We start from the raw sequence: 16,060 nt of genomic DNA on the forward strand, positions 1-16,060 counted from the left end.
AACATATTTATCATACATTTTATAACCATTCGTGATATTTATTTAGATAAACACGTTTAACTACTGTTGTCAATGCAATATATAAAATAACAATTATTATTAATAATCCAAAATAATAAGCTGGCAAACTAGTAAGCCCAATTGCTTTAGCTAAGTGACTAAATGGAATAAGCGTTAAAACAAATGCAGATAATAATGTAAAAATCGTTACAAATAGGGCAGGTTTACTTTGAATAAATGGTACTTTTGCTGTTCTAATTAAATGAATAACAAGAATTTGGCTCCACATTGATTCAATAAACCAGCCCGTTTGAAAAACTGCAATGAAATAATCAGGATTTGTTAATGATTGATAACTTCCTCCAGCCATTATTGGGGCTATAAAATAAAACATCAATACATATGTCATAATATCAAAAATTGAACTAATTGGTCCCATCCATAACATAAATCTTCCAATTGATGATGCTTCCCATGTTCGAGGGATTTTTAAATACTCCTCGTCAACACGGTCAAACGGTAAGGTTATACAAGCAATATCATAGATTAAATTTAGCAACAATAACTGAATTGGTGCCATTGGTAAAAATGGTAAAAATGCACTTGCAATTAAAACTGAAAACATATTACCAAAATTAGAACTGGCCGTCATTTTTATATATTTAATCATATTAGCATAAACTTTGCGGCCTTCAACCAATCCTTTTTCAAGAACCATTAAGTCTTTGTCTAATAAAATTACATCAGCTGCTTCTTTAGCAATATCTACTCCACTATCAACAGAAATTCCTACATCGCTTGCCTTTAGAGCTAATGCGTCATTAATACCATCGCCCATATATCCAACGCTATGTCCATTTTCTTTTAAAACTTTAATAATCAGTGCCTTTTGTTCCGGTGATAATTTTGCAAAAATTGTTGTTGTTTCTACAACTTCCTTCAGTTTATCCAAGCCCATCTTTGCAACATCTTGGCCTAATAAAATATTTTCAACATTCAATCCTACCTTTTGACAAATTGCTTTAGTTACTTTTTCATTATCTCCTGTCAAAATTTTTGTTGCTACACCATGTTCCTTCAATGCTTTTATCGCTGGGGCTGTTGATTCTTTTGCAGGATCTAGAAAAGCTAAATATCCAATTAAAACCATATCTTTTTCATCACTAACGGTACATTTTTGTACTAAATCCTGATCTGTTTTTTGACTCACTCCCAAGACCCGTAAACCTTTTTCATTAAGTTGTTCAACTTGATTGATAATTATTTTCTCTAATTTTTGTGTTAACGGCCAAACTTTACCAAGATACTCAACATATCTACAAACACTGAGCATTTCTTCAATTGCTCCTTTTGTAACCATCTGTACTTTACCATCTTGATCCTGAATAATAACAGACATTCTTCGTCGTTGAAAATCAAATGGAATCTCATCAATTTTTTCATATTTGTTTGTTAAATCTTTTAAGCTCGAATCATTATCTTGTTCAGCCAACGTACTATTAATAATTGCTTTATCCATTAGATTATTTAATCCTGTTTGATAATAACTATTCAAAAATGCATGTCGCAAAACTCTTAAATCAATTTTCCCGTGAACATCTAAAGGAAATTCTAAAATTACTTCATCTTGTGTTAAAGTTCCTGTTTTGTCTGTGCAAAGAATATCAATAGCACCAAGATTTTGAATTGAATTTAAATTTTTAATTATAGTTTTTTCCTTAGCCATTGCAAGAGAGCCTTTAGCAAGACTAGTTGTGACAATCATCGGAAGCATTTCAGGTGTCAAACCTACAGCAACACTTAATGCAAATAAACTTGCATCTAACCAATCTCCATTAGTAAATCCATTAATAAATAAAACAACAGGTACCATAACTAACATAAAACGAATCAAAAGCCACGATACAGAATTAATTCCAATTTCAAAAGTTGTTAATTCTCTCTTTTTATTTAAATCAATAGAAATTCTTCCCAGCATAGTTTCATCACCTGTCGCAATTACCACACCGACAGCACTTCCGCTAATTACATCACTTCCCATAAAAGCCAGATTTTGTGCTTCAAGCACATTCGTCCCTACAGTTGTTTCAATTGCGAATTTTTCAACTGGTTCACTTTCACCTGTTAAACTTGCTTGGCTAATAAATAAATCTTTAGCTTCAATAATTCTCAAATCTCCAGGAATCATATCTCCTGCGCTCAAATATACAATATCACCAACAACTACTTCATCAATTGGAATCTCTTTTGCTTCTTGTCCATATCGTTTAATATTTGTAGTATTTGAAATCATTGCAATCAGCTTCTCTGCTGCACTCCCACTTCTTTGTTCTTGAATAAAGCGTAATATTCCAGATATCATTACCATAACTACAATAATGATTACTGTAGTTGGATCCTTTTCACTAGTTTCTGCAAAAATCACATTAGTAAATAAAGATACTACTGCTAGTATTAATAAAATTGCAGTAAATGGATTTATAAAAGCGTTAAATATTTTTTTTAATATAGAATCTTTTTTTTGTTTAGTAATAATATTTTTACCAAATTCATCACTATGATGTTTGACTGTTTCATTCGTGATTCCCATTTTATTTGTTTCAAAACTATCTAAAACTTGATTAGTTTTATTCTCACTCGCAAAAACTAATCTCTCATTAATTGAATTAAATTTTCTCATTGTTATACCCTCCAAATTAAATTTTAGAGTATGACAAAACTATCCTAAAGAATGGCATCGCCATTATTCGGGACTTATAAACATCATTGTCATACCGGCCATGCTCTTCCATTCTTTTTCTCCTTTCAAAATTTTAGATATAGAAAAAGCCATCATTAAGATGGCTAGGCGAAAATGGACGTAATTATCCCATCATCAAAAAGCCATCTTTTAAAATTCATCGATAAATAATCATCCATTTTCTTCACCTCCACAAAATAAAAGCCTCATCGCTCAAACGCGACAAGGCATGAAAATAACTTTATCTCGTTCAAGCTTCAACATCATAGGGCCATGTAATTGCATTAGTTTTTGCCTTCACGACAAGAACTGTTGACCAGCGCACAGTGTCTCCACTGCTTTGCGGTAGCAACCCGTATCCCTATGGTAGTCTCACCTACCGATTCTTTTATCGCTTATAGTTTAACACTATTAAAGATAATGTCAACCCCTATTCCCCTTCAACTAGCTCTACTAGGATTTCTACTAATTCTTGACTTACAACCTCATAATCATCACCGTGATAACTAAAATTGACTTCATCACGACTTGTAGTGGAGTCTGTATGCCAATCTTTACATGAGCTATGAAGCTGCTTAATTCCTGTATAATCAAGCATTTTTTTCGCATTTCCTGCATTTATTCCACTTCCCGCTAAGATTTCAATATTCTCACCATATGCATCATGCAAATATTTAATCATTTCTTTTCCTCGAGTTGCTTTACCTTGTAAGCCACTCGTTAAAATACGGTCTACCCCTAAAGTAATCAAAATGTTCATTGCCTCGTCAATATCATTAACACAATCAATAGCACGATGAAATACTGCGGTTTTGTGATATGATTTAATAATATCGATCATTTCTCGGGTTTGTGGAATATTAATATCTCCTTCTTCATCAAGGCATCCAAATGCAATCCCATCTGCACCATTATCAAGTAATATTTCCGCATCCAGTTTCATTACCTCAAAATCTTCATCATTGTAACAAAAACCAGCACCACGAGGTCTAACCATACAAATAACTTCTAAATCTGTGTTATCTTTAACTTTTAATAAAGTTGCTAATGATGGGGTTAAGCCACCTAAGTGTAATGCACTATTCAATTCTATTCTTCTAGCTCCACCGTATTGTGCCTGTAATGCATCATAATAACTCCCACAACATACTTCTACAATTTTATCCATTTTATCCATTTTATCAACTCCTTACTTGTATATTTATTATAACACTTTTCCAAAAGCATTAATTGTTATTTTTAAGTAAAAGTTGGTTTGCATTTTGTTAATAGTAATGGTAAAATTTATGAGCATAGTTTATTTGCAATAAATAAAAATTGTAATATAATAAGCTAGTTCTGTCCCCTTAGTAAAATGGATATTACAAGACCCTCCTAAGGGTCAGGTGGAGCAATCCCCTTTCGGAAGCGATTTATGAAATAAATTTGAAAATTGCTCCATGAAAATTAAATAAGTCTCAGTACCTCAGTAGGATAGAGGGTTCGCCTCCTAAGCGAAACGTCGCAGGTTCGATTCCTGTCTGGGACGCCAGCAAACAACGCTGAAAGCCTTGATTTATCGAGGTTTTCAGCTTCTTTTGTTTTTGGCTTATAACCTGTCGGATAAGAACATATTCAATTTATATTTTGCAATTTCTTTTGATTTTCAGAATTTGTAATTCGATATTATTATGACTGTTTGAGTAGAAGAGTTTGCTAACACTTTTTTTATTTTGAAAAAATATCAGCAGATTTTTGAAGATTTGCTAACACTTTTGAAAAATTACTTTGAAGCTGATTGTTTCAAAAGCATTGCTTTCATCTCTGGCGTAAGTGATTTTAAAAGCTGTAAAAGCTCCATATCACTGTCTGATAAGCCGTTGTTTTCTGGCTGAACTTCCTCATTTTGTGGTTGCATTTCTGAATCATGGTTTAGAGTGGAATAAAATTGTTCGTCCATCTTTTGAGCATTGTAACGTCTATCTTCGTCTATGATTTCTGAATAAACGTCTGTAACCATTTCTGCTTCTGCATGACCTGTATCGCCTTGTACCGATTTTACATCGCCGTTGGTCATTTTCAATTTGTATCCTGTGGATAAATGACGCAGACTGTGGAAAACAACTTGTTCATAGCCATTTTGTTCGCATAACTTTTGAAATCTGTCTCTCACAATTCTACTCTCAACGGGATTTCCATTTTCCAAAGCTATAACAAGGTTGTAATTGTTATAAGCGTCTCCTAGAAATTCCTGTAATTCCTTTTGGTCTTTTTGATATTGCACCAGCAATTCTGCAACTGTCTTTGGCAACCATACGGTACGATTACTTGTTTCTGTCTTTGGTGTCTTTAATACAAGCCTTGTTGTGCAATGTGGCTTTTGTGTCGGAAAAATCTTGATAATATCTTTTTCCTTTAATTTCTGCATAGCTTGTGCATTTACTCTGGAAAGCTCTTTGTTGATGATTACTCTTGCGTTATTCGTTGCAATGGATTGTTCATCAATAATCACATCTTCCCATGTAAGACCTGTAATTTCTCCAATACGCATTGAGCAGGAAAACGCCAAATGCATACAGATAGTTAATAAATCGTCGTCTGACTGCTGAATTGCTTCACGGAATGTATCTACACTCCAGACTTTTCTTTTTACCTTAGGAACTTTAGGAAGCGTTGCTAATGAAGCAGGGTTACGCTTGTTGGTATCAATATATTCCCAACGGATTGCTTGATTTAATGCACAGCGTATAATGTCGTGTATTTTCTTGATATTGGCAGGTTGTACGCAACGTCCAGTAGCTTTTCTGTTAGCTCTGGGTACTTCTGGAACACTCAATAAATCGTTGTAGTAGGCAGATAATTTCTTTGTGGTAATCTCATTTAACTTCCAATCCCCGATAAGTGGATTGATGTAATTTTCGATAGTACCGACCTTACTACTAAATGTACTAGGCGACCATTTTGACGTACCATAGAGATTGACAAATATTTTTAAAAAGTCACAAAGCGTAATATCTTCATCGGTACTATCAAGTTCTTTTTTCGATTCATCAATTTGGCGTGCAAACTGTTCCTCTAAGGGAACAATCACATAACCATATTTTTCTTGATAATACTCAACAAATGCTTTTCTCTGCTTTGCTTCTTTCTTTGTCTCTAACGTATCCCATTTCTGTTTACGTTCTCCTGCATTGTCTAAATACCAGTAAATAACGGAAAATGTTGATTTTCTTTTTTTGATTGAAGCCATAATATATTCTCTCCTTAACAGTTAATTTTGATTTAACCATTTATCGAAAGAATCTTTAGATACCCGTATGGCTCTACCAGCACGAACATAAGCGAACTGTCCACTTTTAACCAATGCGTAAGCCACTTTTTTACTCACACATAATTGTTCTGCAATTTCCTCTACTGTATATGTCTTTTTCTCCTTTTTAGGAGTTTCTGTATTTGATGTATCACTTATCACGAGTAATAATAACTCCTTTCCGTGTGATAACAGCAAAATACATACGTTTAACAAGGTCATTATAGCATATCAATAACTCTTGCGGATATGTTTTTTGCCGTTGCTAACACTTTTGCTAATACTTTTTATATGCAGACAAATGGCTTTGGCAAGCTCCACTGGTATCTCAACCATTCCCATTCCTGTGGGCTGAACCGTGTCATACGGGTGTATCATTATCCTGTGTTGCAGGTCATGGCAGAACGACTTTTCCAACGGTCGCTCCCAGATCATTGCATGAATCGCTATCTCCCGATTGGAAAAGTCACGGCGTACAATCTCTGATGGCTCACTGCAAGCACAAACGTATCTGTCTGCATTATTCAGTTGTCAAAGAACTATTAGGCTCTTGTCAGCCTGTATCAATCTGTTTTGTTAAATAGACTGATACAGAATGACAAGCTAAGAAGTAAGCGGAACAGGAAAGAGGGAAGTGCTTATATGAAGCGTTCCGCAGATATTACCTATTCAATTTTTATGTCAAATTCCAATATCATTTTCATAATGGCTTCTCTGATACGACCTTTTAATTCCATATCCACAGCGATATATACATTTCCGTATTCATCATATAATGGGCGAATACAGCTTTTTGATATATACGGGTCATAGAAATCTAAGATTTTATCAATGGAAATTTTGTCGCCGTCCATAGCCGATGAAATCACATAAAATGATGGCTTCTTATACGAACGTTTTTGTTTCAAATACTAATTTTCCTCCTCTAATGACTTTTTCATTTGTTTTAATGCATAGTGTCGGTTTTGAAATACACCACTTCGGGATATATTCTGCAATTTTGCAATTTCCGTATCACTCATATCCAAGAAATAGTACATAAGTACATTTTCACGGTAACGGTCAGATAATTGTTTAATGACTTTTGCCAGCTCATCGTCATATACATAAATGTCATGTCCACATATATTGAAAGTCGTGTAATCCGTTTTATATGTATCCCATATAGCAACTTTATCTATGATAATGTCGGGAAGCTCACAAAAGGGGATAGCTTCTGCTTGATTCTTTTTCAACTCTTTGTAGTAATCTTTTACAACTCCGAAAACAGTTTTTTTTAAACAACTATCAAAACGACACATTACAGTTTTCTGGAAGTCAGATGGTTTCACGTTCTCACCTCCTCCCTGTGCTGTTTTGTATCTATCCCTCTTTCCACTCCATATAAGAAAAAAACAGGGCAGTTGCTAAGTGATTTGAAAAAATAATCGCTATTTTAGATAAAATTTATATTTGCCCTCAATATATAAGCCGATGAGAAAGGTAAAAATTATTCAATTCGATAAAAAAAGACAAAAAAAGACCTGCACACTTAATGTACAGGTTAAGGAAATGGTGATTTCTTATAAATTAGTATTTAATTTTTGTTGCCATCGTATAAACGTATTCTTCTGGTGTAGGGCGTTTCTTTCCGAAATAACTTGAAAATTCAGCTTGCACATCTGGGTCATCGCTGTAATACATTTCATCAATGGTTGACTGAATACGTTCCTTTACTTCTGATACAGAAACACCCTGTTGATGTGCAATCGCTTTAAAAACTTGTTTTGTATCTCGTTTTTTGATACCCAACATTTAACCACAACCTTTCTGAAGAAATTTAATCCCAATCATACTCATCAATGATATTCTTGATTTCGCTGGAGACTGATTTGTCATTCTTTAGTGTTTTAACAACTTTTGCAAATTCATTACGGTTTGGATTTTTTATATCATTATAGCAACGGTGAAGCATTAAAATGTTATGTGAAGTTGGATTTTTTCTGACGGAATTGATTAACAATTCTTCATATCCCTTTTTATAGAACTTTTCTACAAAATGAACTAAATCACCGGGCATTCCAAAATTAACTGAGGGATTAGTGGATATAATTTCTAAAATTGGCTCTACAAATTCATAAGGATTTTGATATGAAAGCATAGCACTTAATATTTCATCATCAAGATAATACTCTTCATAAGGCTTTGCTGATTTTTTTAGTTCTTCAATTATTTGTTCTTTGGTCATTATACATTTTCCTTTCAAACTTTGGTTGTTCAGCTCTACAAGCTGGAATTTGTCTTACAACAATTTATATATGCATAAAAAGCAATATATTTATGAAAACACCCTAAATCCAAAATTTACTCAATTCATTTTTTCCTTACATAAAATGTTCTCGTATATTTCACTTCCTCACCAAGTGTTTCCCCTATCAAAACTTCAAAATCATTGATATCAAATTCTGGAAAGAATGTATCTCCATCTTCAATATTTAAATCTACTTCTGTGATATACATTTTATCTACTATTTGCAAAGCTTCCTTAAATAGTCCATATCCACCAGATATGTATACATCTCGTCCTTTAGCCAATAATAATGCATCTTCTAATGATTTAACTGAAACTAAATTATCTCCTTGATACTCTGTTGTGGTGGAAACAACAATATTCATTCTATTAGGCAACGGATGACCGATTTCTTCATAAGACTTTCGCCCCATAATAACCACATTACCCGTTGTTAACTCTCTAAATTGCTTTTGTTCTCCCTTTATTTTCCATGGTATATTACCATTCTTGCCTATAACATTATTCTTTGACCTCGCAACAATCAAACCTATCATCTATTTCATCCTCCATAATATGATGTCGTACCTGTGATTCCATCAAGTGCACCACATCTTAACAAACTCAAAATTATCTCGAACTAACCAGCTCGACAAATTCCGATTTGTCTTTTTCTTCATTATACACAGTATTTATGCATTTTTCTACATATTTATCGCTTTAGAAATTGCCTTAAGATATTATAATAGATTGCAGAATAGTATAGATTAAATAATAACTTTCCATACTATTCTGCTGTAATATTTATTCTACAATCTTCCAGTTATCGTCCTTATGAAGCACAAGGTCATACTGTGAGATTTGCGTCATTTTCGACTTGTTATCCAGATATTTTACGGATACGCTAACTTTGAGATTATCGCCATCTTTGGTAAAGACAGGATTTACCAGTTCTGAAAATACATAATCGCCAGATACAGGAGCAAGCACGCCGTCTTTGACATAATAGGCAAGTTCTTTTTCCGTAGCTGTCGGATAGAGTTTAAAGAATGTTTCCAAGAAAGCGGTAGCGTCTTTGACTGAATCGGAGCTGACACTGACATCGGCTTCCTGTACTTTCGGTTCATACTTTGATTTCTGCACTGCCGGAGCAAGGGTGGGATTCTGGGTAATGACCATTGCATCGTCCTTATCCACATGAACGGTCACGGTGTAGTTTTCTGTAACTGCCTGTGTCTGTTCTCCCTCTTTTACCTGCTGATCTACTTCGTAGGCAACAGTAAAATCGTCCGTTCCAGACTGTCCCACGTTCCAGACCAGCACATTTGTAACAGTAGCACTGGTTGGTATATCGGTTCTGATGGTATCGGCGTTCAAGTCCTGCAATTCTTTGGTAAGGTATTTACTGATTTCTGTTGTCCTTGCTTCAATGGCTTCCTTGCTGGTATCCCATGAGTAGTAGGCTTTCGCAAAGTTCTTGACGAAATTCTCAATACCGTTGGTATCGTTCAATCTTAGCTGAATGATTTCTTTTTCATGTACCGTATGGGTATCAATGGCGGTAAAGTTCTTATACACGCCAAAACTGGTGCTTGCCAAAAGCACCGCCCACAACAGCAGGACAGATTTCTTATGTGTCCCGACTTTCATGGTACGCACTTTCTTATTCTTAGGTGCTTTCTCTGTTTTTTCTTTCTTATTAAACATATTTCAAGTCCTTTCTATTGTTTGATTCTTCCGGCACAAATGATGTGCTGTTGCCAATAGGCAGAGGTCAAATCAGTATAGCCAATTGGATTTCCGGCATGATACATCTGATTGTTTCCTACATAGATTCCTACATGGGTAACATAATCACTGGTATTGTAGGTGGAATGAAAAAAGACCAAATCGCCAGCCTGTGCCTGTGACAATGGGATATGCTGGGTTGCGTCATACTGTGCCTGTGCGGTTCGTGGCAGGCTGATTCCGGCTTTTCCGTAGCACCACTGGGTAAGACCAGAACAGTCAAAAGAGGTGTTCGGGTTACTGCCACCGTAGACATACTTCCAGCCTTGATACTTCAACGCTTCATTCATAACCGCCTGTACCGTTTCGTTACTGAACTGCTTCACGGTCAGATATTGGTTGACCAGCTCCACATAAAACATATTCCCGTAGTTATAACGCCAGCCACCATTTTTACTGACTGCTATCGGGTTCGTATAGGTCACTTTTGTACCGCCGGATTTATTCTTTGCGAAATTCTCTGCAAGGTTGAAGCTGTGCTTTTTCCCGTTCTTCGCCACATAGTCTGCATAGCCACCACCATAGTTATAAGATTGAATGACCACGTTAATGTCATTCATACCTTTGGCTTTACAGGAAGAAAGCAGGGACGCAAAATATTTACACCCCTGCTTAATGGATTCTTCTGTACTTAATGAGTTTGGCGGTAGTCCAAGACTTTCGCTGGACTGCATGACATCGGTAGCCGTACCGCCACTTTCCACCTGTATGATGGCAAGCAGGACGTTCACATACTCCGAGATACCGTTTTCTCTGGCGTATTTTTCTACCATCGGCTGATGTTTGAGGACATCGGCTGACAGGTTCATTCCAGAATAGACAGGCGAATAGCTGTTTGAACTGTCGTCATCTTCGCCGGAAATCAGTATCCCGAAAAAGAGGACGATGGAGAAAAGGACAGGAAATATCGTACCTATGATAAGGATACGTTTTAATCTCATTTCTTCCGTCCTTTCTCTGAATGTTTCGTAACAGTTTTACGGGCAGATTTCCCATTGACCTGTGTTTTCTGTACCGTAGATTTCTTATGATTACTGCTGGATTCTGCTACATTCGGCTGGTTCGTTCTGGTAACAGATTTGACCTGCTGTTCCTGTCTGATATTGGTTCGGACAGTTTCTTTTCCAGTCTTGATTTCTGCATTTTTTATCACAGGAGAAGTAGCAGGACGTTTCGTATCCAGCTTCGTAACTATATCGGTCTGTGCAGGTTTTGGAACAGGTGTGGCAACTGGGCGTTCATGGCTTCTGGTAGCTCCGGCTGTCGCTGATCCATTCGCATAAACTGTCTGCCTTGCTTCCTGTGCTTTCTGTAATTCCTGCTTTTTCTGTGAGATATTTTCCCTGTGCAGGTTGCGTTTCTGTGTACGCTGTTCCTGTCGGTTTTCCCGTTCTTCCACAACGCCACGCTTAAAATCTGATACATTATCCTTTGCTTTCTGTTTTGCAGAGTGAACAGCATAACCAGCCTGTGTCGGTAAGTCTTTCACATTTTCTTTCAGAGAAGAAGCACTGTCACGGACTTTATTTTTTGTATCCATTACAGCACCTACCGCAGAACCGACACGGCTTCCCACGGAAATATCATTATTCCTTTGTGGTCTGGCTGGCGTATTTTTATGTGTAGAACGAGAGTGATTATAAGCAGAACCAGCGACTGCACCAGCACCAGCTCCGACCATACTTCCTGTACCCACAGCCCTTGCAAGTCGGCGTTCCATACGTCTTGCCCTGTGTCGCATGAACACCATCGGTCTACGGAATATCCGGCGACCTATCTGCTGGCTGTCATTGGCATTCAGGCTGAACATACTCATTAGTTCTCCGAGCTTCATATAGATTCCGGCAAAGCAGATTATCTGCAAAAACGCCACCATGAAGAACGGATAGTCCGTGGAAATGTTGTAGAACATACTGGAAATCGAAAATGCTACGGTCACAATCAGAGTGATTCCGGCTCTTGTCATAATGGCATTGAACACACGGACAACTGCCTGTTTTGCCATGTTCTCATAGGTCGGTATCATGGACAGTAAAAAACTGACAGGTAAAAACATGGCATATATGATAAATAGTATCTGGGAAAATAACATCATGCCGGTAAGCAGGAAGATAAAGATTGTGATACCGAGATTGAAAATGAGCAGGAAGAACACCATACCCAGACGGTTGACGACCTGTGGAATGGTAAGGTTGTCATTGTCGTTATCTTCAATCTCTGTTTTGACAACATTTTCCCTTGTTTCTCCATCTTCGTCTGACGGACTGGCAGATACCAGAGCTTCCACACGGTCAGCCCCGATTTCTTCGGTATCACTGTTCCCGAACTGTAACAACAGCCACGGTTTTTCTACCTGTATCGAAAACAGGCTGTCACGGATAAGGTCTACGCTGTCTTTCCCTTTGCTTTGTGAATCGGGGAGCATGATTTTTGTCCCCAAGTCCAGAGAAGCGGTGCTGATGTCCGAACTGAAATCATTGATTTTCTGGATATAGTTGGGAGCATAAGCAATAAAGGACGCAGACACAATGAACACCATCACAAAGTTGATAACAGCGTGAAGTGCCTTGCTTGTTTCCCGTTTGAGAAGCCCTGTATAGGCGATATAAACACCTACAATCAGAATGATAATGAGCAGGAATCCCACATAGAATCCACTGCTGGAAAATCCGTTTTCGGTCACTCCGGCAAGTGTCTGGATACTTTTCCCGATACTGTCAGCCATGTCATTGATAAAGTCCAGCTTATACGCCTGTTGCACCACATATCCTGTGGCATTGCTAAGATACAGGCTGATTGTCCAGACAAAATTTGTGATACAGTAAAGCCCGTACTGCACCGATTTTCCAATGCCGTCCAGCCAGTTCCACGGAAGCCATGACCAGCTATTGTCCACATAGAAATCAAGCTGATAATTGGAAAGCGGATACTTTGAATACAGGTTGTCTGCATTGACCGTATCATCGACCAGTCCAGACGCATGAGCTACTGTCCCAAGCAGGGACAGCAGTACCAGCGTGACGGTCACGGCAAGCAGAACCAGTTTCAGTACATGGAATACCTTTTCTTTTGTGACAGATTTCATCATTCCAAATCCACCTCACTTTTTATCGGCGGTCTGGTATCAAAGGCATGAAGCAGTTCTACAAAGACAGGGTGTATCTGTACCACACCCACACGCCCGTATAAATCCTGCATTAAACATTGTCCGTTCTCCAAATCCCTCAACCGTTTCTGGTTGTTTTCGTCCTCACTGTCCAGTCCGAAAAACTCTAAGGTCTGTTTGATTTCATTGGTATCTGTGGAGCGGAACGCAAACTTTAAACCGATGTTATTTTTTAGGCTTTCTTTCGATACGTCCCCAGAGGATTGTGTCACGAAATAAACTCCGGCGTTCATGGCTCTACCAGCACGCACCAGCTTATTTGAGAGGGTTTCGCCCTGTGCCACATTTAAGAACGCCCATGCTTCATCAAGGTCTACAATCTTAAAAATGCTTCGGTCTGAATGGATAAAGTCTAAGGCAAAGGTAGATATTACAATCAACATTGCCACCGATAATAATTCAATGGTCGTGTATTCGTCAAAAGTAGTATCTTTATCCGGCAGAACCAAATCCGCAACCTGTATGATATTGAGCTGGTTATCCAGACTGATAGTATTTTTCGCTGTTCCGTCTGAAAAGAGCAGGTGTGCAAAATCATAATTTGTAAAACTGTCAATATGATTTGCGATATGGTTTGCAATAGGCGTATTTTCTTTCCGTAATTCTGTGATAACATTTAGCAATCCTCTTTGTTCACTTTCTGATACTTTGCTGATTGCACTGATAAGCACAGGGAACTTGTCTCCATCACGGGTTGAGATACCTGTTAAAAATGTTAAAATTTCTTTTGCCAGTGTAGCTCCGTCCTCTTTATCTTTCATAATTACAAACGGGTCAAGAAGCCCTGCATTTTCCTTGTCGCTGGTAAGATTTACAATGTTGATTTCCTCTGCAATCTCCGGCAGTGTTTCTTTCCAGTTTCCACGCTCACTTTTCGGGTCTAGGATAACTGCCTGTCCACCGAACAGAACGGAATAATACACCAGCAGGTTATTACAGAATGATTTTCCACCGCCAAGCGAACCCACAAAAGCAGAAGCCAACGCATTTGTGACCGTACCTTTTACCCCTTGACTGGCAAGGGACGGTTGCAGGTAGACATTTCTTCCCGTATCCACGGAATATCCGATATAGATTCCTTTATTTTCGCCCAACATCTGGGTAGCACCGAAGCCAAGTCCGGCTAAAAAATCGGATTTCACATACTGGATATAATCATTGATATAACGCTTGCTGGCTGGAAGAAACTCTCCATGCAGTCCCATCATATCTCCGGCAGGACGTACCAACTTCACGTTCAAATCATCGTAAAAGTCCTTGACTTCATCACAACGGCGTTTCAATTCGTCAAGATTGGGTGCAGACACCCGTATGACGTAACTTAACTTATACATACTTTCCTTGCTCTGGTCTAAATCTGTTTCTAGTTCATCGACACTGTCTAAGGCTTCCACCACATTGGAACTTGTTTCGTTTCCGGCTTGATAGGCGTGATTATCCAAGTCCTTTAATTCCTTTTTCTTGTTACGGACAGTGGTTAAGGCTTTCTTATTCCCGACAATCTCAACATTCATGGAAGTGTCCACAGGGAATGTGAACTGCTGTTGCTGGAAATAAAAGATTTCCGATGATGGGAAGTCCAGCTCCCCGACAATGGCATTGACCGTAAAGTAGGACACATAACTTTCACTGTCCTCATGTTCCAGACGCAAATATCGCTGGCTTTCTTCCACCACGCAACGGGTAGGACGGATAAGGTCATAATACTTAATCCGTGTTTCTCTTTTTAATTTTCTTTTTGGAAGAGGATACACATAATCTTCATAGGCTATCCCGTCCCTGCCGTAGAGGTGTTCCATCAGATACGCAAAGTCTTTGGCTTCCAGTCGGCGGATTTTGAATCTACGGGAGATTTTGTTTTCCAGCAGTTTTTCCATCTTCGCATAACGGTTGATTTCATCATTGCTCATAGAAACAAAGTCGTTCATCAGCGTATGCCTTACCTCATTCAAAAACTCACGGAATGTCAGAAATACCGATTTTTTGATGTTCTTCAGATTGACTTCGTCCTCTGTGACCATGAGCTTGAATCCCAGAAAGAAACGGTAATCAACTTGATTGTCGCCTATCATGGATACAAGGGCTTCGGTCTGGTCGTCTATCTTTTGGATTGCTACCTCACGGAGCTTTCCAGTTACCAGCTTCTTTGACTGTTCCTGTATGCTTCGGATTGAACTTTCAGTTGCAATCTGCAACGCATGAATCTTTCCCTCACGGGACTGTGCGATAAGCTGACGGAAGCTGTCATGCACAAGGTATTTCTGTTCTGGGGATAAGAATGAATAATTGTACGGTATCAGCTCATAGTAGGCGAACACCTCATTATCCTTATTCCAGACAAGGTTATTGTCGATATATTTAATCGGGAACATAGGTCACACTCCTTACTGCCGTGATAATTTCCTCAAATTTCTGCTTATGCAGGTTCACGGCTTTTCCGGCATAAGTCACTTTGGGACGCAGGGCATACAGCACCATCGTCTTGATGTAACTGTATGGCTTTTTCCCGTCAAAGGTTTTCTGTGACATAAACCATGTAAGAGCAACGGGAATCCCGAAATATTTTAAAAATGCACCCTCAATCATAGAAAGTGGCGGTAGGTCTGCAAACAAAATGATGATAAATTCCGTCAGCACGAACCATGTAATCTGAGTAAAGGTCACGGGGAATGGCAAGTTTACATCATTGATGGCATACAGTACCTTTTCCACGTTCCAGATACTTGTATAACTTCGGATTTTCTTCACTTGTAGTAACTCCTTTCTTCATTTTCATAACAACAGGGACAGCCGGATTTAACAGACTGT

The 16,060-nt window shown here is 38.0% G+C and carries 13 protein-coding genes, 1 tRNA gene, 1 pseudogene and 1 riboswitch; of the genes and pseudogenes, 1 reads left to right on the forward strand and 14 read right to left on the reverse strand.

The features are described 5' to 3' along the window. Positions 1 to 19 precede the first annotated feature (19 nt). Together mgtA and KSU54_RS08065 are read right to left on the reverse strand one after the other, a co-directional pair. Positions 20 to 2,680, reverse strand: a complete 2,661-nt coding sequence (gene mgtA, locus KSU54_RS08060) for a magnesium-translocating P-type ATPase (RefSeq protein WP_117792561.1) — start codon at positions 2,678 to 2,680, stop codon at positions 20 to 22. Positions 2,681 to 2,976: 296 nt separating this feature from the next. Then, a riboswitch (M-box (ykoK) riboswitch) is annotated at positions 2,977 to 3,131 on the reverse strand. Positions 3,132 to 3,170: 39 nt separating this feature from the next. Next, positions 3,171 to 3,908 (reverse strand): copper homeostasis protein CutC, encoded by a 738-nt coding sequence (locus KSU54_RS08065; RefSeq protein ID WP_117792565.1) that lies wholly within the window; start codon positions 3,906 to 3,908, stop codon positions 3,171 to 3,173. A 286-nt stretch (positions 3,909 to 4,194) separates the two neighbouring features. Here KSU54_RS08065 and KSU54_RS08070 point away from each other — a divergent pair. Further along, a tRNA-Arg gene (locus KSU54_RS08070) sits at positions 4,195 to 4,271 on the forward strand. A 231-nt stretch (positions 4,272 to 4,502) separates the two neighbouring features. Here the strand turns inward: KSU54_RS08070 and KSU54_RS08075 are convergent. From KSU54_RS08075 to KSU54_RS08130, 12 genes and pseudogenes are all read right to left on the reverse strand, one after another. Next, a complete protein-coding gene (locus tag KSU54_RS08075) occupies positions 4,503 to 5,969 on the reverse strand; it encodes a site-specific integrase (RefSeq protein ID WP_217746592.1) in 1,467 nt (488 codons plus the stop codon). Between the two features lie 21 nt (positions 5,970 to 5,990). Then, positions 5,991 to 6,191: a helix-turn-helix domain-containing protein gene (locus KSU54_RS08080; RefSeq protein ID WP_226814520.1), complete on the reverse strand. Its 201-nt coding sequence runs from the start codon at positions 6,189 to 6,191 to the stop codon at positions 5,991 to 5,993. 503 nt (positions 6,192 to 6,694) lie between these two features. Continuing rightward, positions 6,695 to 6,937: a helix-turn-helix domain-containing protein gene (locus tag KSU54_RS08085; RefSeq protein ID WP_005341952.1), complete on the reverse strand. Its 243-nt coding sequence runs from the start codon at positions 6,935 to 6,937 to the stop codon at positions 6,695 to 6,697. Between the two features lie 3 nt (positions 6,938 to 6,940). Beyond that, positions 6,941 to 7,360, reverse strand: a complete 420-nt coding sequence (locus KSU54_RS08090) for a sigma factor-like helix-turn-helix DNA-binding protein (protein WP_005334925.1) — start codon at positions 7,358 to 7,360, stop codon at positions 6,941 to 6,943. 238 nt (positions 7,361 to 7,598) lie between these two features. Next, positions 7,599 to 7,823 (reverse strand): sporulation initiation factor Spo0A C-terminal domain-containing protein, encoded by a 225-nt coding sequence (locus KSU54_RS08095; RefSeq protein ID WP_005334915.1) that lies wholly within the window; start codon positions 7,821 to 7,823, stop codon positions 7,599 to 7,601. A 25-nt stretch (positions 7,824 to 7,848) separates the two neighbouring features. Then, complete coding sequence (locus KSU54_RS08100; RefSeq protein WP_055200598.1) at positions 7,849 to 8,256, reverse strand: hypothetical protein; 408 nt, start codon at positions 8,254 to 8,256, stop codon at positions 7,849 to 7,851. Between the two features lie 103 nt (positions 8,257 to 8,359). Further along, positions 8,360 to 8,855, reverse strand: a pseudogene (dfrF, locus tag KSU54_RS08105) (trimethoprim-resistant dihydrofolate reductase DfrF). A 247-nt stretch (positions 8,856 to 9,102) separates the two neighbouring features. Further along, positions 9,103 to 10,005: a conjugal transfer protein gene (locus KSU54_RS08110; protein ID WP_217746593.1), complete on the reverse strand. Its 903-nt coding sequence runs from the start codon at positions 10,003 to 10,005 to the stop codon at positions 9,103 to 9,105. Positions 10,006 to 10,019: 14 nt separating this feature from the next. Beyond that, entirely contained in the window at positions 10,020 to 11,027 is a 1,008-nt protein-coding gene (locus KSU54_RS08115; RefSeq protein WP_009265194.1) for a bifunctional lytic transglycosylase/C40 family peptidase, read from the reverse strand. Beyond that, positions 11,024 to 13,174: a CD3337/EF1877 family mobilome membrane protein gene (locus tag KSU54_RS08120; protein ID WP_217746594.1), complete on the reverse strand. Its 2,151-nt coding sequence runs from the start codon at positions 13,172 to 13,174 to the stop codon at positions 11,024 to 11,026. Before KSU54_RS08120 ends, KSU54_RS08115 begins: the two co-directional genes overlap by 4 nt. Beyond that, positions 13,171 to 15,624, reverse strand: a complete 2,454-nt coding sequence (locus KSU54_RS08125; protein WP_217746595.1) for an ATP-binding protein — start codon at positions 15,622 to 15,624, stop codon at positions 13,171 to 13,173. Before KSU54_RS08125 ends, KSU54_RS08120 begins: the two co-directional genes overlap by 4 nt. Then, on the reverse strand, positions 15,611 to 16,000 hold the full coding sequence (locus tag KSU54_RS08130) for a conjugal transfer protein (RefSeq protein WP_118365088.1): 390 nt from the start codon (positions 15,998 to 16,000) through the stop codon (positions 15,611 to 15,613). The genes KSU54_RS08125 and KSU54_RS08130 overlap by 14 nt, the downstream gene beginning before the upstream one ends. Positions 16,001 to 16,060 lie beyond the last annotated feature (60 nt).

Source organism: Erysipelatoclostridium sp. MSK.23.31, assembly GCF_019125875.1.
GTDB classification, from domain to species: Bacteria; Bacillota_I; Bacilli_A; order Erysipelotrichales; family Coprobacillaceae; genus Thomasclavelia; species Thomasclavelia ramosa.

Coding starts and splice junctions, on each gene's coding strand:
- KSU54_RS08125 (WP_217746595.1), bottom strand. CDS start 15,624: ATGTTCCCGATTAAATATATCGACAATAACCTTGTCTGGAATAAGGAT.
- KSU54_RS08115 (WP_009265194.1), bottom strand. CDS start 11,027: ATGAGATTAAAACGTATCCTTATCATAGGTACGATATTTCCTGTCCTT.
- KSU54_RS08065 (WP_117792565.1), bottom strand. CDS start 3,908: ATGGATAAAATTGTAGAAGTATGTTGTGGGAGTTATTATGATGCATTA.
- KSU54_RS08100 (WP_055200598.1), bottom strand. CDS start 8,256: ATGACCAAAGAACAAATAATTGAAGAACTAAAAAAATCAGCAAAGCCT.
- KSU54_RS08075 (WP_217746592.1), bottom strand. CDS start 5,969: ATGGCTTCAATCAAAAAAAGAAAATCAACATTTTCCGTTATTTACTGG.
- KSU54_RS08110 (WP_217746593.1), bottom strand. CDS start 10,005: ATGTTTAATAAGAAAGAAAAAACAGAGAAAGCACCTAAGAATAAGAAA.
- KSU54_RS08120 (WP_217746594.1), bottom strand. CDS start 13,174: ATGATGAAATCTGTCACAAAAGAAAAGGTATTCCATGTACTGAAACTG.
- mgtA (WP_117792561.1), bottom strand. CDS start 2,680: ATGAGAAAATTTAATTCAATTAATGAGAGATTAGTTTTTGCGAGTGAG.
- KSU54_RS08095 (WP_005334915.1), bottom strand. CDS start 7,823: ATGTTGGGTATCAAAAAACGAGATACAAAACAAGTTTTTAAAGCGATT.